This is a genomic window from Pseudomonas izuensis (genome assembly GCF_002356535.2).
Taxonomy (GTDB): domain Bacteria; phylum Pseudomonadota; class Gammaproteobacteria; order Pseudomonadales; family Pseudomonadaceae; genus Aquipseudomonas; species Aquipseudomonas izuensis.
Window position 1 is genome coordinate 3,869,189 of record NZ_AP017423.2, and the last position, 17,444, is coordinate 3,886,632.

The 17,444-nt window shown below is 58.1% G+C and carries 18 protein-coding genes; 13 read left to right on the forward strand and 5 right to left on the reverse strand.

Annotated features, from left to right (window positions below; genetic code table 11):
- Nucleotides 1–21: 21 nt before the first annotated feature.
- The 4 genes from LAB08_RS17085 (at nucleotide 22) to LAB08_RS17100 (ending at nucleotide 3,894) form a co-directional block, all read left to right on the forward strand.
- Nucleotides 22–693: a TetR/AcrR family transcriptional regulator gene (locus LAB08_RS17085; RefSeq protein WP_096515345.1), complete on the forward strand. Its 672-nt coding sequence runs from the start codon at nucleotides 22–24 to the stop codon at nucleotides 691–693.
- 160 nt (nucleotides 694–853) lie between these two features.
- Nucleotides 854–1,798 (forward strand): chromate resistance protein ChrB domain-containing protein, encoded by a 945-nt coding sequence (locus LAB08_RS17090; protein ID WP_096510600.1) that lies wholly within the window; start codon nucleotides 854–856, stop codon nucleotides 1,796–1,798.
- Nucleotides 1,791–3,149, forward strand: a complete 1,359-nt coding sequence (gene chrA / locus LAB08_RS17095; RefSeq protein WP_096510599.1) for a chromate efflux transporter — start codon at nucleotides 1,791–1,793, stop codon at nucleotides 3,147–3,149. Before LAB08_RS17090 ends, chrA begins: the two co-directional genes overlap by 8 nt.
- 166 nt (nucleotides 3,150–3,315) lie before the next feature.
- A complete protein-coding gene (locus tag LAB08_RS17100; RefSeq protein WP_096510598.1) occupies nucleotides 3,316–3,894 on the forward strand; it encodes a DUF4337 domain-containing protein in 579 nt (192 codons plus the stop codon).
- 174 nt (nucleotides 3,895–4,068) lie between these two features.
- Here the strand turns inward: LAB08_RS17100 and LAB08_RS17105 are convergent, their stop codons facing one another.
- Nucleotides 4,069–4,899 carry a type 1 glutamine amidotransferase domain-containing protein gene (locus LAB08_RS17105; RefSeq protein WP_096510597.1) on the reverse strand — a complete coding sequence of 277 codons (831 nt, stop codon included), beginning with the start codon at nucleotides 4,897–4,899 and terminating at the stop codon, nucleotides 4,069–4,071.
- Nucleotides 4,900–5,096: 197 nt separating this feature from the next.
- Nucleotides 5,097–6,032, reverse strand: a complete 936-nt coding sequence (locus tag LAB08_RS17110; protein WP_096510596.1) for a LysR substrate-binding domain-containing protein — start codon at nucleotides 6,030–6,032, stop codon at nucleotides 5,097–5,099.
- Nucleotides 6,033–6,122: 90 nt separating this feature from the next.
- Between LAB08_RS17110 and LAB08_RS17115 the strand changes: the two genes are divergently transcribed.
- The gene (locus LAB08_RS17115) at nucleotides 6,123–7,067 is read left to right on the forward strand and encodes a DMT family transporter (RefSeq protein WP_096510595.1); all 945 of its coding nucleotides are present in this window, start codon (nucleotides 6,123–6,125) and stop codon (nucleotides 7,065–7,067) included.
- Between the two features lie 49 nt (nucleotides 7,068–7,116).
- The gene (locus LAB08_RS17120) at nucleotides 7,117–8,073 is read left to right on the forward strand and encodes an alkaline phosphatase family protein (protein WP_172901596.1); all 957 of its coding nucleotides are present in this window, start codon (nucleotides 7,117–7,119) and stop codon (nucleotides 8,071–8,073) included.
- Nucleotides 8,074–8,158: 85 nt separating this feature from the next.
- Here LAB08_RS17120 and LAB08_RS17125 read toward each other — a convergent pair whose 3' ends face one another.
- The gene (locus tag LAB08_RS17125) at nucleotides 8,159–8,728 is read right to left on the reverse strand and encodes a lipid-binding SYLF domain-containing protein (protein WP_096510593.1); all 570 of its coding nucleotides are present in this window, start codon (nucleotides 8,726–8,728) and stop codon (nucleotides 8,159–8,161) included.
- A gap of 364 nt (nucleotides 8,729–9,092) precedes the next feature.
- Here LAB08_RS17125 and LAB08_RS17130 point away from each other — a divergent pair, with 364 nt between their 5' ends.
- The 7 genes from LAB08_RS17130 (at nucleotide 9,093) to LAB08_RS17160 (ending at nucleotide 16,509) form a co-directional block, all read left to right on the forward strand.
- Nucleotides 9,093–10,226 carry an aminotransferase class V-fold PLP-dependent enzyme gene (locus tag LAB08_RS17130; protein ID WP_096510592.1) on the forward strand — a complete coding sequence of 378 codons (1,134 nt, stop codon included), beginning with the start codon at nucleotides 9,093–9,095 and terminating at the stop codon, nucleotides 10,224–10,226.
- Between the two features lie 89 nt (nucleotides 10,227–10,315).
- Complete coding sequence (locus LAB08_RS17135) at nucleotides 10,316–10,870, forward strand: YdeI/OmpD-associated family protein (RefSeq protein WP_096510591.1); 555 nt, start codon at nucleotides 10,316–10,318, stop codon at nucleotides 10,868–10,870.
- Between the two features lie 414 nt (nucleotides 10,871–11,284).
- Complete coding sequence (locus LAB08_RS17140; RefSeq protein ID WP_096510590.1) at nucleotides 11,285–12,136, forward strand: sugar phosphate isomerase/epimerase family protein; 852 nt, start codon at nucleotides 11,285–11,287, stop codon at nucleotides 12,134–12,136.
- 14 nt (nucleotides 12,137–12,150) lie between these two features.
- Nucleotides 12,151–13,221, forward strand: a complete 1,071-nt coding sequence (locus LAB08_RS17145) for an isopenicillin N synthase family dioxygenase (RefSeq protein ID WP_096510589.1) — start codon at nucleotides 12,151–12,153, stop codon at nucleotides 13,219–13,221.
- A 46-nt stretch (nucleotides 13,222–13,267) separates the two neighbouring features.
- Nucleotides 13,268–14,062 (forward strand): ABC transporter substrate-binding protein, encoded by a 795-nt coding sequence (locus tag LAB08_RS17150; protein ID WP_096510588.1) that lies wholly within the window; start codon nucleotides 13,268–13,270, stop codon nucleotides 14,060–14,062.
- Nucleotides 14,063–14,126: 64 nt separating this feature from the next.
- Nucleotides 14,127–15,674: an amino acid ABC transporter permease/ATP-binding protein gene (locus LAB08_RS17155; protein ID WP_096510587.1), complete on the forward strand. Its 1,548-nt coding sequence runs from the start codon at nucleotides 14,127–14,129 to the stop codon at nucleotides 15,672–15,674.
- A gap of 46 nt (nucleotides 15,675–15,720) precedes the next feature.
- Nucleotides 15,721–16,509, forward strand: coding sequence for an SDR family oxidoreductase (locus LAB08_RS17160; RefSeq protein WP_096510586.1), 789 nt, complete (start codon nucleotides 15,721–15,723; stop codon nucleotides 16,507–16,509).
- 22 nt (nucleotides 16,510–16,531) lie between these two features.
- Here the strand turns inward: LAB08_RS17160 and LAB08_RS17165 are convergent, their stop codons facing one another.
- On the reverse strand, nucleotides 16,532–16,873 hold the full coding sequence (locus LAB08_RS17165) for a DUF190 domain-containing protein (protein WP_096510585.1): 342 nt from the start codon (nucleotides 16,871–16,873) through the stop codon (nucleotides 16,532–16,534).
- A gap of 70 nt (nucleotides 16,874–16,943) precedes the next feature.
- Nucleotides 16,944–17,399, reverse strand: coding sequence for a GNAT family N-acetyltransferase (locus LAB08_RS17170; RefSeq protein ID WP_254007467.1), 456 nt, complete (start codon nucleotides 17,397–17,399; stop codon nucleotides 16,944–16,946).
- Between the last annotated feature and the right edge of the window lie 45 nt (nucleotides 17,400–17,444).

A 17,444-nucleotide genomic window follows, 5' to 3' on the forward strand; every position in this document is an offset into this window, starting at 1 on the left:
AACGATCGGGGTATTGATGCCATGCCGGCCTCCCGGCCAGTCACGCCCCATTGCGTCAGCCCGAAGGCTCTTTTGGCGGCGCCCATCGAACAAGTGCACCACTCGCGCTATCTGGAAACCCGCCACAAGGCACTTGAGCTATTTGCCAGATGCGGTTTCAGCCGGGTCAGCATGCGCGACCTGGCCGATTATCTGGGCATCAAGGTCGGCTCCATTTACAACCACATCGATAGCAAGGAGGCACTGCTGTTCGAACTGATTGAGGAGCTCTACGAACAGTTGCTTCATGGCGCCCGCCTGGTAAACCGTCGCAAATCCACACCCGCCGTACGACTGCGCGGTCTGCTTGAGGCGCACCTCTTGTTGCATGAGAGCATGGGAGCGCATTTTCGCCTGGCGGAGTACGACCTCCATTGTCTGAACAGCGAACAGCATGCCTTGATCCTGGACTTGCGCCGGCGCTACGAGGAATACCTGGTGGAAACGATAGAGCAACTCACCGGTACACCGGTGAGCATCACCCGGCGCGCGACCTTGAGCGGCATCGTCTCCCTGCTCAACCAACTGCCGGCCTGGGTGGCAGAGTCCCAGGCAAACAAGGGGGCACGCCGCAAGCTGCTGCATGAAATGGTCATGAGCACCCTTCAGGGTGCGTTGCAGGCGACTCATGCCTCAGGCACGCCTACGGCATGAGGACTGTCTTTTTGACACCGTCCACATCGCTCTGCGCCTATTGACCCTGCTTGCGCCCCCCTTCTCCAAACGGTCTCGCCAAAGTCCTGGCGGGCAGCTTTCCAATCGTAAAGATCAAGCGTAATGTAGTATTTACTACATAATAATTAGCTCACTCTACATGAAAAATTGGCTAACCCTGGTTCTTGGATTACCCACCGCCAATGCCACCGAACGCATGCGAGCCTGGCGTGCTTTGAAAGCGGCGGGTGCGGCAGTTCTGCGTGATGGTGCCTATCTGTTGCCCGATACCGATGCCTGCCGTGAAGCGCTCGCAGCTATCGAGCGCGACATCCTGGCCATCAATGGCACCGCATTAATCCTGCCCGTGGTCGATCCTGATGGTGAGCGTTTTGTCGAGTTGTTCGACCGTAGCGATGACTACAGCAAGCTGCGCGCAGAGATCGAAGAGTGCCGTGGACAACTCAATCCCGAAAACGCATTGGCCATCACGAAACAGGTTCGCAAGCTGCGCAAAGCCTACGAGCAGTTGGCCAGCATCGATTACTTCTCAGGTAAGCCCAAGCAGCAGATTGATTCAGCCTTGCAGGCGTTTGAGATCGCCATCAACAGTGCCTTGTCCCCAGACGAGCCACACAGCCGCAACCAACCCATAGCGGCACTCAACCGTGGTGATTATCAGGGGCGCGTCTGGGCAACCCGCAAGCGTCCTTGGGTTGACCGCCTGGCCTGTGCCTGGCTAATCCGTCGCTTCATAGACCCTGACGCCCAGATCCTCTGGCTGGACTCTCCACAGGACTGTCCGGCCGATGCGCTGGGGTTCGACTTCGATGACGCGGCGTTCAGTCATGTCGGCAACCGCGTGAGCTTCGAAACTTTACAAGCCAGTTTTGAGCTTCAAGCGCCTGGACTGAACCGTATTGCGGCCTTGGTGCATTACCTCGATATCGGAGGCATTCAACCGGTGGAGGCTGCCGGCATCGAGCGTGTGCTTGCAGGGCTACGCGAAACCATTCGCAACGACGACCACTTGCTGGCGGCTGCAAGCGCTATCTTCGATGGCCTGCTCGCCGGTTTTGTGAAAGAGGAACAACCCAATGAATAAGGTTGTGGCACCCATGGTTGAAGAAGAGCTGTCGAGGCCGCAAGCCGTCAGTTTGCGTGAGGCATTCTGGTTTTGGCTGAAGCTCGGCTTTATCAGCTTCGGTGGGCCAGCAGGGCAAATTTCGATCATGCACCAGGAACTGGTGGAGCGGCGGCGCTGGATCTCCGAGCGCCGCTTTCTGCATGCCCTCAACTACTGCATGTTGCTGCCTGGGCCGGAGGCCCAGCAGTTGGCGACCTACATCGGCTGGCTGATGCATCGAACCTGGGGTGGCGTGATTGCGGGGGTACTGTTTGTGCTGCCCTCATTGTTCATCCTGATCGCCTTGTCGTGGATGTATATCGCGTTCGGCGAAGTACCCGTGGTGGCCGGGCTCTTCTATGGGATCAAGCCCGCCGTGACAGCCATCGTGGTGCAGGCGGCCCATCGAATCGGCTCTCGGGCTTTGAAAAATAATTGGCTGTGGGCGATAGCGGCGGCGTCATTCACCGCCATCTTCGCGTTCAATGTGCCGTTCCCGTTGATTGTGCTGGGGGCCGCATTGATCGGTTATGTCGGCGGACGCCTGGCGCCCGAGAAGTTCAGGGCCGGTGGCCATGGCGCTTCGGAAAAATCCTTCGGCCCGGCCTTGATTGATGATGACACGCCGTCCCCGGCACACGCCCGGTTCGGTTGGTTGAAACTGGCAACACTGGCCCTGATCGGCGCCGCACTGTGGGCGTTGCCCATGGGGATTTTGACCGCCCTCTTTGGTTGGGAAGGCACCTTGACCCAAATGGGCTGGTTCTTTACCAAGGCGGCGTTGCTGACCTTTGGTGGCGCCTACGCTGTGCTGCCGTATGTCTATCAAGGCGCGGTCGGTCACTATGGCTGGCTGACCCCAACTCAGATGATCGACGGCCTGGCGCTGGGCGAAACCACACCTGGGCCACTGATCATGGTGGTGGCCTTCGTCGGTTTTGTCGGGGCCTATGTCTCGCAATTATTCGGGGCTGATCAGGTGTTTCTGGCGGGGGCTGTGGCCGCCTCCCTCGTGACATGGTTCACCTTCCTGCCTTCGTTCCTGTTCATCCTCGCGGGTGGCCCACTGGTGGAGTCGACCCACAACGAACTCAAGTTCACTGCGCCACTGACCGCCATTACCGCCGCAGTGGTGGGCGTGATCCTCAATCTGGCGTGCTTCTTCGGCTATCACGTGCTTTGGCCAAAGGGCTTCAGCGGCAGCCTCGACTGGCCTTCAGCGTTGATCGCGATTGCCGCCGCGACTGCCCTGTTTCGCTTCAAGCGGGGCGTTATCCAGGTGTTGCTGGCCTGTGCGCTCGTGGGCTTGGCAGTGCATCTATTGCGCTAGAGAGCACCCGTTGATCAGCAATCTCTGGCGAGCATTGGGCTCGCCAGATCACGCTGCCTGCGTTTTCAACCAGCCTGGACCCATGGCGGCCAGTCATGTGTGTCTAAAGAATCAGGGGCCATTCATACTGTCCCCCCCACCACTCATTTCTCCAAGATCGACATCCATGCCTGAAGAGTTCGAAGTTCCCAGCCCACACGAGCAACACATTGAGCACACCACCCATCATGCGCATGCACAAGGCGACGGCTTTGCCAGCAAGGTTGCGGTGATGACGGCCATCATGGCGACCGTCGGCGCCCTGATGAGCTACCAGGCCGGCTCAACGGAGAATGAGGCGGCCATGGACAAGAACAACGCCGCCATCCAGAAGACCGAAGCCGCCAACGAGTGGAATTACTACCAGGCAAAGTCCAGCCGGCAGAGCCTGTCGGACCTGGCGAGCCATCTCCCAGGGCTGGATTCGGCCCACTATGCCTCTGAGGCACGGCGGTACGGCGAACAGAAAGAGGAGGCGCGCAAAAAGGCTGAAGCACTCGAACAAGGGGCGCGCGAGTGGGACGAGAAGTCAGAGCAGGTGCTACATCAGCATCACCGCTGGGCCCAGGCGATGGTGGCGATACAAATAGCCATTTCGCTGGCAGCCATTACCTTGCTGACGCGTAAGGAATGGCTCAAGCGGGTCTCGTTTGGTGCCGCCGGTGTTGGCGTCATGTTGGGTTCGCTGGCCTGGTTGCATATCTAAGCGAGGCGATCAGAAGATCGCCTGTTGAATGTTGGTGCTTGCTTTTAGCCGATTGTTGTCGGTCGCGAAGGGGCTGCAACCGACCCGATCGGCCGTTCTCCCTGTCAAGGACAGGCCAAAGCAGATCGACCCGCAGCACCTACGACCCGGCTTGCCCCGAACGGCCGCCCAGGATTACTTCAGTTTCGCCAGCATGGCCACGGCGACTGCCTTGGCCGACTGTGGGTTCTGGCCGGAAATGACTTCGCGGTCTTCGATCACGTTCTCGCTCCATGGCTTGGCTTCGGAGAAGTCAGCACCGGCTGCCGTGAGGCCATCCTGCGGGAACAGTTTCATATGGCCGCCGCCGAGGAAACCTTTGGCCTGCTCCTCTTCCGCGTCGGTGAAGGCGGTGACTTTGTAGCCCTTGTAAATCCAATTGGCTGGCGCTGCCGGCTGTTTGCCCGATTCCAGCGCGGAGACAAAACCGTGCGCGTCCGGGATCGCCGACAACATGGCAATGGTGCCATGGCAGGTGAAGCCGGTGATCTTGCCTTTTTCATGGAAGTTGGTCAGCAATTGGCCCAGTTGCTTGTCCTTCAGCAGATCCTGCATCGGGATATGGCCGCCAGGCACGAATACGGCATCGAACTTGTCGTAGCCGATTTTCTGAACCTGCGCGAAGCTGATTGCCGGCGAGTCGCTCTTCGAGGTCAGCTTCAGCGTGGCCAGCAGCGCGAGACTTTCCTGACGGGCCTTTTCATCGCCGCCCCAGAAGCTCACATCATTGGATTTCTGGTCCGCGGTTGGCGCCTTGCCGCCAGGGGTGGCAAATATGACGGTTTGACCCGCCGCGATGAAGGTCTGCACCGGTTGCATTAGTTCGTTCAGGAAGAAACCTGTTTGCATGACCTTGCCGTCTTTGAGGTCCAGTTGAGCCTGATCCGACAGTACAACCAAGACCGTGCCGGCGTTGGCATAGTTGGCGGCAGCGGCTAGCAAGGCGGCAATAATGGTTTTTTTCACGCGATTCTCCAGTAGGAATGGTTTGATGTAGCCATCTTATTACTAGAGCAGAAGGTGATAGAGCCCCTGAATTGAATTTCACTTATTACATTGGGTAATCAATAGTTGGGGCTTACTGTCGCTGAAGTGCTTGGTCTACCGCTGGAATTTTCTCGCCGCAAACTAGCCGACACAGGCCGTCCTGCAACTATGGGGAGTCAGTCGCCCATCGACCCCAGGAGCCACTGCCGAAAAATCTCGGCAGCGGCAGAACGCTTGCGATGCTTGAGCGAGACAAGGAATTCTCCATTGCCTGTCACGCATTCGAAAGACGTCACCCGTTGCAACTCTCCCTTGGCCAGCGCCTCATCTCCCATGAACGTCCACGCCAGGCCGATGCCCATCCCTTGCTGAACGGCGCGATACGCCAACGTCAACTGGTTAAAGACCGGGGCTTTGTCCCTCGGTGCGTAATCAATGCCAAAGTGGCCGAACCATTGATGCCAGTCCAGGCACTGCCAGGCACATGTGTCGATCTGCACCAGGTTGGCCTGCGCCAATTGCTCCAGCGTCTTGATCCCCGCGACATCCAGTGAAGGATGAGCCACCGCATAGACGATTTCCGGCAGCAGGAAATCGCTGTCCAGCGAAGGCCATTCGCCAGAACCGTAGAGAATGCCCACGTCGAAATCATTGAGGCTGGCCTCATCGAATTCGTTGATCGCATGAACGTGCACGGCGATGTCAGGGTACGCCTTGTTGAATTCGATCAGCTTGGGGAACAACCAGAATTGGGCCAGGGCATGGGTCGCCAGGACCGAGACGGCGTTGGACTGATGGACATTGCGAATGCGCGTGACGCTTTGGTACATCGTGGTCAGGAGCACGTTGACGGTCATCAGCAACTCATCGCCTGCGCCGGTCAACTTGACACCCCGTGGTTTGCGCTCGAAAAGCGCAACGCCCATACAGTCCTCAAGCTGGCGCATCTGTTTACTCACGGCGCTCTGGGTCAGAAACAGTTCGCCCGCTGCCCCCGTGAAGCTGGCGTGTCGTCCCACGGCTTCAAACGTGATCAGGGTCTCCAATGGGGGCAAGGTACGCAGGTAACGGTTGATGAGGATTCTCCGGGGCTGATGGCTGTGACGCGACATTCCCGACAGGAATGGGTGGCCAACTATTTATCGCAGGTGGCGCTTATATACCATGGCTAGAATGCCGCTAAACAGCCTGTCAGAGCCGAGATGATGAATAGTGGGATTGTATTTGCGATATTGGCGGGTGCCATCTGGGGTGGGGTGATTCTCGCCCCTTCGCTGCTGCCGGAATTCAATGCCGTGCTGATCAGCAGTGTGCGATTTGCCTTGTACGGGCTGATCTCGCTCCTCGTGGCTCTGCCGATTGCATCCCGCCTGCTCTCACGATTGACGCGCAGCGATGCCTTGATGCTGCTGCGTTTGTCATTGACCGGGAATGTCCTGAACTACGCGCTGTTGGGCGCTTCCGTACAACTGAGCGGGGTGACGGCGGCCGCCCTGATCAACGGCATGATGCCGGTTGCCATTACCTTCCTTGGGCGTGGCGACGCAGGGTCCCTGCCCCTGACAAAGCTCAAGCTGCCCCTGTTTCTGGTATTCCTGGGCATCGTATCGGTCAGCCTGGAACACTCAGGCGCACAGGCGACCAGCACCTCGGTGTTTTCCCAGATGCTGGGCCTGGCCTGCGGGTTCAGCGGTGTTGTCTGCTGGTCGTGGTACGCCACCCACAATGCCCGTTATCTCAAACAAAGCCATTTCAACAGCAGCGAATGGTCGACACTGTTGGGTATCGTGACGGGCATCGTAGCGGTCGTGTTCGGTTTCGCTGCCTTGATGCTGTTTCCGAACCTGGTACCCGCCCAGGTAGAAAGCAGCCGCTGGATGGCTTTGTTGTGGGTCTGCCTGTTCCTTGCACTTTGTGGTTCGTGGGTGGCCAATGGGCTGTGGAATGCCTGCTCGCGTCGAATGGCCACGTCGTTGAGTGGCCAGATGATCGTATTCGAAACGCTGTTTGCCTGCGTGTACGGTTTTCTGTTCAGCCAGCGGGTGCCTGGCATGATGGAAGTGATCTCGATCGTGTTGTTGGTGGGTGGAGTGGTCTGGGCGGCGAAGCGTCACCGAATGGTACCGGTGAACCATACCGAGCCGTAGCTGCTGTTGGCCGATGCCAGCCGATGCTGACCCACCGGGAGGCTGTTTAATGAACATGCCCAAAATGGGACTTCATGGATTTCATTGGAGATATTCAGCATTGGCCTTCAACACTCGAAATTTCACTCTGTCCTCGGGACTCAAGCTGTTGCTGACGCTATGCGCGATAAGCCTGCTTGGCTGTTCACGTAGCGAGGAGACAGGGCAATGTCATGCGGCGCCGCTAGCGCCTGTTCGACAGGTGGTCATCATCGGCATCGACGGCCTGCGTACCGACGCGGTCAGCCCGGCACTGACCCCCTTCCTGTCCCGGTTGGCCGAGTCCAGGGGTTTGGCTTGGGGGAAGGTCGATGTCAGCAACGGCCGCACCCAACAGACTTATTCCGCGCCTGGTTGGATCAGTGTGCTCACCGCCAGTTGGGCAAGCGCACATGGCGTTGTCGATAACGACAGCCCGGGCCCCGTCAAAAGCCAAACCGTGTTTGAGCGTCTGCAAACCGGCAAGGCCGATAGCCGCAGCCTTCTCATTACCTCCTGGAAGCCGCTGTACGATTTGGTCGAGGGGCGTTTGCGGGGTTTGCCGGGGTTACACCATGCGGCGTTTTTGCGCAAAAACGATACAGCGGTCGAACAGGAAGTATTGACCACCTGGCGTACATGCCAGCCCGATCTGGCCTTCATTCATCTCGATGCAGTAGACGACGCGGGCCATCACGGTGCTTTCGATCCGTCTGATCCGGGCTACGCTGCGGCCGTGCGAGAAACAGATGCCCGCATTCGTCGCCTCTGGGAGAAGGCATTTGCATCCCCCTCCCCCCAGGGTGCAACGCCTCAGCGCCTGGTCGTTTTTGTCAGCGATCACGGGGGCATGGGCAATAAGCACGGCCGCTATTCAGAAGCTGAACGCTGGGCGCCACTGCTGGCCATATCGCCATCGGGCTATCCTGCAGTGAAGATCAGCGAGTTGGTTGATATTGGTCAGGCTGCGCTGGATTTCGTCCAGTGAGGGTTGGAGAATTGGCCCAGCCATCCCCGGCGTTCTGCCGAACCAACACCCTCCCGAAAATCAGCTCGGTGCATAGCCGACGGTCTCAGCGACTGAGCTTGCTAATCTTTGAACCCTGCAATCCCACCCCAGCCATTAAGCCCTTTTGATCAAAAATGAACGCATAGATATCAGACTGAATCGTTGAAGTAGTCAGCGACTTGGCCGCGCCTGCATCTTCGACCACGATGCTTGGGCCCACGCCGACCTCAAACCCATTGCCAGTTTTCAGATCTTTCAGCGCAGAATCACTCATGAAGAACATCGCGTACCCAAACCTCTGAACGCCTGCCTGAAGGCCGTATGAGGCTGCTGTAGTCGAGTAGTACCCCGTGACTTTGCCGTTCTCGATCAATTCGCCTTCGCCATGGTGAGCCCCGGCGATGAACCCCGCTTTCACCACATCCGGAAAAACGAGGATACCCTTGGCTTTCTGCGCGAGGGCGCGCGATTTCGGTGTACTGGTGTACAAACTCTGTAACGCTGCTTTCGCTTCCTGGTCCATCGCAGCGTCCGCAGCCTTTGTGCCAGACGCGGAAGTTGATTGATCCATTTGGCAGCCCGCAGTGATTGCGAGGATTGAAATCATTGCCATCATTCGAAGGTATTTGATCATGAGAAATACTCCGTTTCTGCACCTGCCGTTGAGGAGCCTGAGTGGTGACAGTCGCTGCGGATCAAAGACTGACGGGGTTGACCTTTATTGCGTCGCCACTCACAGACAATAGACTTTAATCCTGATACGTGATTGGTCAAATGCGATGCAGATGTTCGCAGCAACCAAGCCTGTAGGAGCGAGCTTGCTCGCGATGAACTCGACAACGCCAAGGGGCATCAGGACTCCCGCATTATCGTTGACGACCATCGCGAGCAAGCTCGCTCCTACACAGAAGTCGCCATTCAATCCCGAGCATTCTTGTCATTTGCCAAGGCTTAGGGCAGGGTCGATACCACTGACATCTCTGCCAAAGGAGTCACCCATGTCAAAGCTATATCCCGGTATCGATCCCGAGGGGCTGGTCGAGTACTCGGTGGTCTATACGGACCGCTCGCTCAACCACATGTCACAGTCCTTTCAAAGCGTGATGAAGAACATTTCCAGGACCCTGAAACAGGTCTACAACGCCCAGGCTGTTGCGGTGGTCCCGGGCAGCGGCACATTCGGCATGGAAGCGGTGGCGCGACAGTTTGCCACCGGCCAGCAATGCCTGGTGATACGCAACGGCTGGTTCAGTTATCGCTGGAGCCAGATCCTTGAGATGGGCAACATCCCGGCGGCCACCACGGTGCTGAAAGCCCGACCGGTCGACACGGGTCGCCAGGCTGCCTACGCCCCACCCCCTCTGGACGAAGTGCTGGCAGCGATTGCGGCTTCGAGGCCGCAGATTGTCTTCGCCCCCCATGTTGAAACCTCATCCGGGATTATCCTGCCCGACGAGTACCTGCGGGCCGTCGGCGACGCCGTGCATGCGGTGGGTGGCCTGTTCGTGCTGGACTGCATCGCCTCGGGCACGATTTGGGTTGATATGCAGAAGTGCGCAGTCGACCTGCTGATCAGCGCACCGCAGAAAGGCTGGAGCGCCTCCCCTTGCTGCGCCCTGGTGATGTTCAGCTCGTTGGCCCTCGAGCGCATCGAGAAGACGCAGAGCAGCAGCTTTGCCTGCGACCTGAAAAAGTGGCTTCAGATCATGCAGGCCTACGAACAGGGTGGACATGCCTACCATGCGACCATGCCCAGCGATTCCCTCGCGCGATTTAACGAAGTGATGAAAGAGACGCAAGCCTACGGTTTCGACAAGGTCCGCGACGCACAACAGGCTCTGGGCGATCGGGTGCGCGCAATGTTGACCGGCAAAGGCATCAAAAGCGTGGCCGCAGCCGGCTTTCAGGCCCCTGGCGTCGTGGTGAGCTACACCGATGATGCCGATATCAAGAGCGGCAAGAAATTTGCCGACCACGGCCTGCAGATCGCCGCCGGAGTGCCGTTGCAATGCGACGAGCCGGCCGACTTCCAGACCTTCCGCATCGGTCTGTTCGGACTCGAAAAGCTGCACAATATCGAACGCACGGTCAGCACCCTCGAGCAGGCACTGGATGAGGTGATGGTTAACTAAGCGTTCATCCTGGCGTCATCACTGTCGCATTCAAACGCGACAGTGATGTCGCCAGAAAGTCGTTAGACGTATGAGTTGGAGGAGTAGCAATGACAACAATCGATGTGAAATCCCGATTCGAAGCAAAGCTTCTTCGTCCGGCAAAGCCCGGTAAGGATACGTCATGGGCGTTCACAGTCCTGCCGAGAGACGCGAGTGAACCGCTTCCGCGGCGAGGAAGGACGACAGTTGAAGGCACAATCAATGGGCACCCTTTCCAGGCAACCCTTGAGCCCGATGGTCAGTTGAGCCATTGGCTGAAGGTCAGTAGCGAGTTACTCGACGCCGCCGGTGTGGCCGTTGGGGATATCGTCACACTCGAGCTAACCCCTGTGAAGAAGGAACCCGAGCCTGACATCCCGGCGGATTTTGAGGCAGCACTGGCAGCCACTCCCGAGGCTCGTAAAGTCTGGAACAATACAACGACCATCGCGCGAGTCGACTGGATCCACTGGATTACTTCAGCCAAGCAACTCAAGACGCGCGAAAAGCGAATTGGTGATGCCTGCGATATGCTTGCAACCGGCAAGAAGCAGGTTTGCTGTTTCGACCAGTCCGGCTATTACAGTAAGGCCTTCCGTGCGCCCGAGGCGGAAAATTTTTAAATGAAACATTCCGTTGAATACGCCTGACAATGCGTTCCCCTCCAAAACGGCCCCCTCAGCAATCCAGTGTCGCTTGGGACTCTTCAAAATGATGCCGTAACACTGGCACCTCCTGCTAATACCCAACGTAGACACGTACTCGCCCTTAAAATCCCGCCTTGCAAGCTGAATAAATAGCTAGCTATTTGTTAATGAAAGTCTGAAGTATTCATTTGAACTTTCAGATTCTTTCGCCGCGCAACCTGTGATTAACATCGGTTCCACAGCGAACCCGCTTCGGTATTGCTCAGTGGGATCAGATGGCGCAGAAATCCGGATCCAGAGTCCCTTGCCGCCGCTGACCATTGATCGCTTGTCAGCTGGGTGCCGTCGACGTGCTTTTGCAGTAGGCCCTGGGATTTTTGAGGATCACCGATGAAGCTGGAAATTTTTCGCACGCTGTGGGGTTACACCGCCAGCAAGGCTCAGGCGCTCGAGGAGTTGCTGCAAGCGGGCTTTGATGGCATGGAGGCACGCCTGCCACTGGACGCCCGCGAGCGGGCTGAATTCGGTGCCTTTCTCAAGGCCAACCGCCTGGGCTATATCAGCACCGTCTTCACCGCCTACGACGTGCTGCCGGAGCAGTCGGCAACACCTGCCGTCCATCTCGATGACCTCGACCGCAAACTTGCCTGGGCCACCGAACTCGGTCCACGTTTCGTCAACGTGCTGGCGGGCAATGACCGCTGGTCCTTGCCGCAGCAAGTGGAGTTTTTTGGCCAGGCGCTGGATCTGGCGCGCAAGCACGGCCAGGTCTGCAGTTTCGAAACCCATCGCTCGCGTTCGCTGTTCAACCCCTGGGTGACCCTGGAATTGATCCGGCAACTGCCCGATCTGTTGTTCACCAGTGACATCAGCCATTGGGTCGTGACCTGCGAGCGTCTGTTGAATGACCCGGCCGATGACCTGAGCGCTTTCGTCGAACGGGTTCACCATATCCAGGCCCGTGTCGGTTACGACCAGGGGCCGCAGGTTCCGCACCCGGCGGCACCTGAATATGCCAAAGAACTGGCTTTCCACCAGCAGCACTGGGAAAGCATCTGGCGCTCGCAGCAAGCCCGCGGTTACCAGGTCAGCACCCTGACCCCGGAATTCGGCGCCGACGGCTACCTGCATCATTTGCCCTTCACCAATGTCCCGGTCGCCGACCTGTGGTCATTGAACGTGTGGATGGGCCAGACCGAGCGCGAACACTTCGAGCGTTTCCACCACTCACGCCATCCTTAGGGAGCCGATGCGTCATGCCAGACAATAAAAATAACAGCGTCAGCACTGACCCACACAAAGCCAACTTCAACAGCATTCCGGTAGTCAACATCGCCGGCCTGTTCAGCTTTGAACTGGAACACCGCCTGGCCGTGGCCGAACAATTGGGGCGCGCCGCCAGCGAGGTCGGGTTCCTCTACATCACCGATCACGGTATCGACCCGCAACTGATCGCGAACTTGCGCAAGGCGGCCAAGGACTTTTTCGACCAGCCCTTCGACACCAAGATGCGGCACTACATCGGCACCTCGCAAACCCACAAGGGCTTTGTACCCGAAGGCGAAGAGGTCTATTCCAAAGGCAAGCCGGACCACAAGGAAGCCTTCGACGTCGGCTTCGAAGTCCCGGCCGATGACCCGCTGGTGCTGGCCAACACCCCCTTGCTGGGCCCCAATGACTGGCCGCAGCTGGCAGGTTTCAAGGCGTCGGTGCAGGCCTACTATGAAGCAATCTTCGCCTTGGGCCGGCGCCTGTTCGGCGGTTTCGCCCTGACCCTGGGCCTGGACGAAAACTATTTCGACGGCCTGGTCACCCGTCCGCCGTCCAAGCTGCGCCTGATCCATTACCCCTACGATGGTGCGGCCCATGACGCACCGGGTCTTGGCGCCCATACTGATTACGAGTGCTTCACCATCCTGCTGGCCGACAAACCAGGTCTTGAGGTGATGAACAACCTTGGCCAATGGATCGATGCACCACCGATTGCCGATGCCTTTGTGGTCAACATCGGCGACATGCTGGAAGTGATGACTGCCGGCGCATTCGTTGCCACTGCGCACCGGGTGCGCAGCGTGAAGGAGGAGCGTTATTCCTTCCCGCTGTTTTATGCCTGCGATTATCACACCCAGATCAAACCGCTGCCCGGGTTCGCCCAGACAGGCAACGACTACGAAGAAATCACGATCGGCGAACACATGTATGGCCAGGCGTTGCAGACTTATCAGTATCTGCGCCAGAGAGTGGCCAACGGGGACGTTCAACTGCCAGGCAAGGCACGCAAGCCCGCCAGTTTCGGACATTTGAAAAATCAGGCTCAACCGTCCTGATTGAAGTTTTCAGCTACACCCTTACCTACGCCGGAGTCAGTAAATAATGAAAAACAATAAAAAAAACCTGTTGAGCTTGGCTGTATTGGCAGCCGGCATGCTCGCTGCTTCGGCAAGCATGGCCGCGGCAGGCACGTTCAAGGTCGGCATGGAAATCACCTACCCGCCTTTCGAGTCCTATGACAAGGACAAGAACGTGGTGGGTTCGGACCCCGAACTGGCAACAGCACTGGCCAAGCACATGAACGCCAAGGTGGAGTTCGTCGACACCAAGTTCCCAAGCCTGATCCTGGGCCTGAACTCCGGCAAGTACGACGCGGTCATTTCCGGCATGTACATCACGCCGGAGCGCCAGACCCAGGCCCAGACCATCGCTTATGCCAACACCGGCGCCGCCGTCATGGTGCCCCAGGGCAGCGAGATCAATGCAAAAAAACCTGAAGACCTGTGCGGCTTGAAACTGGGCCTGGAACAGGGCACGACCTGGGTCAAGGAATTCCGCAAGCTGTCCGATGAATACTGCGTGCCGAACAACAAAGGCGCCATCACCGTCAGTGAGTACCCTTCGGCCCCCGAAGTGACCCAGGCCCTGTTGTCCAAGAACATCCAGGCCCAGGTAGAAATCGCCGGTGCCGCAAAAATGATCGCGGAAAAGACCAATGGCCGGGTGGTGATCACTACCGAGCACCCGATTTATCAGCAAACCCTGGGCATTTTCGTCAAGAAAGGTAACGACGAAACCTTCCAGGCCGTGCAGAAGGCCTTCGAGGAGGCGAAAAAGAGCGGTGAATACGCCGCTATCCTTAAGAAATATGGCCTGGAAGAGCCGACCGCCCACTAAGAACCTGCCCTTGTAGTCTGGTCATCTGCCGCCCCTGCAACGGTGCGGCAGATGGAGGTGCCCTATGCAATTCGATTGGTCGTACTTTCTCTCGCTGTTCTCCCTGCCAGACTTCTGGCACGCCTGCGTCACGGTGATCCAGCTCAGTGCCCTGGCCTGGTTCATCGGCATGCTGCTGGGTTTTGTCCTGGCCACGGCCAAGCTGTCCCACTCGCCCTTTCTGCGCATTCCCGCAGCGGTCTACATCTGGTTCTTCCGCAGCATCCCATTGCTGGTGCTGGTGGTCTTCGTCTACAACTTGCCGCAATTGTTTCCCGGTAGCGGACCGATTCTGTCCAACCCCTTCTACTCTGGCTTGCTGGCCCTGGTGGTCACCGAAGCGGCGTACATGGCGGAAATCCATCGTGGCGGCCTGATCTCCGTGGCCAAGGGCCAGAAGGAAGCCGCGCGCGCGCTGGGTGTCGGCCTGTTCGGCATGCAACGTTTGATCATCATCCCCCAGGCTTTCCGTATTTCGCTGCCCACCCTGATCAATGAATACATCACGGTGGTCAAGCTGACTTCGCTGGTCTCGGTCATCTCCCTGACCGAGATCCTCACGGTCGGCCAGCGCCTCTATGCCACCAACTTCCTGGTGATGGAAACCCTGGCGGCGGTAGGCGTCTACTACGTGTTGATCGTCACCGTGTTCGGCTTTTTCCTGCAGCGTCTGGAGCGTTATCTGGACCTGAACTTCCGCAAGCCGCATACACTCGACGCGGCCACCATCGCCAAATTCAAGGCCAGCGCCGAAGCCTTGCCCGACAATGCGCGCAAAGCCGCGGGCATTAACACGACGCCCATCCTGCAACTCAAGAACATCCAGAAGAGCTATGGCACGCACAAGGTGCTGCTGGGCATCGACCTGAATGTCGAATACGGCCAGGTGGTCTCGATCATCGGGCCATCCGGCTCCGGCAAAACCTCGCTGATCCGTACGGTCAATGGCCTGGAAAGCATCGATACGGGCAACATTCTGTTGTTCGGCGAAAAGTTCATCGAAGCGTCGGACAAACCCGACAGCGCCCGCCTGCGCAAAGGCGTGCGGCACATCGGCATGGTGTTCCAGAACTTCAACCTGTTCCCGCACCGCACCATTCTCGACAACGTAACGCTGGCGCCGCGTTACCACGGCCAGCCGGGCGAACTGAGTGAACACCGCGCCTACGCGCTGCTGGACAAGGTCGGCCTGCTGGCCCATGCCCACAAGTACCCGCACCAGCTCTCCGGTGGCCAGCAACAGCGCGTGGCGATTGCCCGTGCCCTGGCGATGGAGCCGCAGGTCATGCTGTTCGACGAGCCGACCTCGGCCCTCGATCCGGAACTGGTCAACGACGTGCTCAACGTGATCCGCGACCTGGCCAAGGAAGGCATGACCATGCTGATCGTGACCCACGAAATGGACTTTGCCATGTCGATTTCCGACAGGGTCGTGTTCATGGAGAACGGTAATATCCAACTGGATGCTGCACCTGAAACCATACTGTGCGAGGCCGAAGGCGAGCGAGTGCGGCGCTTCATGGGCATCGCTGCCCGATCGCCAAACCTGTCGGCAACGGTGGATCACGCATGAATAGGCAACCCCTTTCTTTGAGCTTCGATCTTTCAGGAAAACACGCATGAATCTTGGAATAGCAGGACGCTGGGCGCTGGTGTGCGCCGCCAGCAAAGGCCTGGGTAAAGCCTGCGCACAGGCACTGGTCAGCGAAGGCGTGAACGTGGTGATTACCGCACGGGGCGAACAGACGCTGAATGAAACGGCCCGTCAGCTCAGGGCGATCAATCCTCAAGTGACGGTCATTGCCGTGGCCGGCGACATTTCGACGCCCGAGGGTCGGGCGGCAGCGCTCGAGGCCCACGAGCATTTCGATATTCTGATCAACAATGCCGGCGGCCCTCCTCCCGGGGATTTCCGCGAATGGAACCGCGACGTCTGGCTCAAGGCGCTGGACGCCAACATGCTCACCCCGATCGAGTTGATCAAGGCAACGGTTGACGGGATGGCGGCACGCGGATTTGGCCGAATCGTCAACATCACGTCGAGTGCCGTGAAGTCCCCTATCGAAAGCCTGGGTCTGTCCAATGGCGCGCGCAGTGGCCTGACCGGGTTTATCGCAGGGCTTGCCCGGCAGGACAGCATTGCCAGTCGCAATGTGACGATCAACAACCTGCAACCGGGCTCATTCGACACCGATCGACTGCGTGACAACCTGGTCGCGGCCGCCGAAGAGTCGGGGCTGGACAGTGAGGCCTTTCTCAGCGAATGCCGTCACGAAATACCGGCCAAACGCTTCGGCTCACCCGAGGAGTTCGGGGCGCTTTGCGCCTTCGTTTGCAGCAGCCATGCGGGCTACCTGACCGGGCAGAACCTGTTGATCGATGGCGGGGCCGTTCGTTCCAGTCAATAACAACAAGCCGCCTCCTCAGTCATCAAGGCTGATGAGGCGGACCGCCGGCGAGCTTGCCGATGACACCGAACTCAACCGCTGTCTTTGTGTAAAACAAGGCGATCTCTTCGCCCTCAAGTCGCTCGAACAGCCGAATGGATTCTTCTTCGGTCAATACCAGGCGAACCTCGGTTGGCTGATCGGCCAGCTCAAAAAAATGCGCGGAATGCAGTTTCCCGGAATGCCCGAAGCCTTCGATTCCGGTTGCCAGGGTGGCTCCGCGCAATCCCATTTCCTTGGCCAGATCAACCAGCCAGTCACCGAGCATTTTTCCGTGATGACGACGGTTCTGCTGGGTGAAGAAAATCACCAGAAAACCTTTCATGACTGATCACCTCTATAGCGTGTGGCTTGACCGTCAAATTTCCCGATCCGGAGTGGGATATTCGACCTGATTATCGCACCTCCAGCACCTTGCGCATGAACACCCGGGAGAAGCCATTTTCAGTGGCTCGGTGGGTTTCCTGGTAGCCCAGTTTTTTATAGATCTCAATGTTCTCGATCATCAGCTCATGGGTGTAGAGCCGAACCGCTTCGCATCCGGAGTGCAGTGCATGGCGCTCACAGAACGCCATCAATTTTTTTCCGAAGCCTTGGCCTTTGTAGCGAGGCGACACCGCGACATTGATCAGGAGCAGTTCCGTGTGCTCCCGGCTCATCACCAGTACCCCCACAATTTCAGCCCCTTCCGTCAGCACGAACGTATCGGTATCAACCAGTACCTGCCGATAATCCTCCAGCATGGGCGCCGGTTTTCTGCCGATCCTGGAGATGTAGGGCGTGTAGGCTTCGGTGACCAGCAAGGCGATGCATTCGGCATCTTCCTGTCGAGCCCGGCGGATAGTCTGCAATGCGAATCTCCCAGACAAACAGTGAGTGTGGCAGCCAGGCATGAG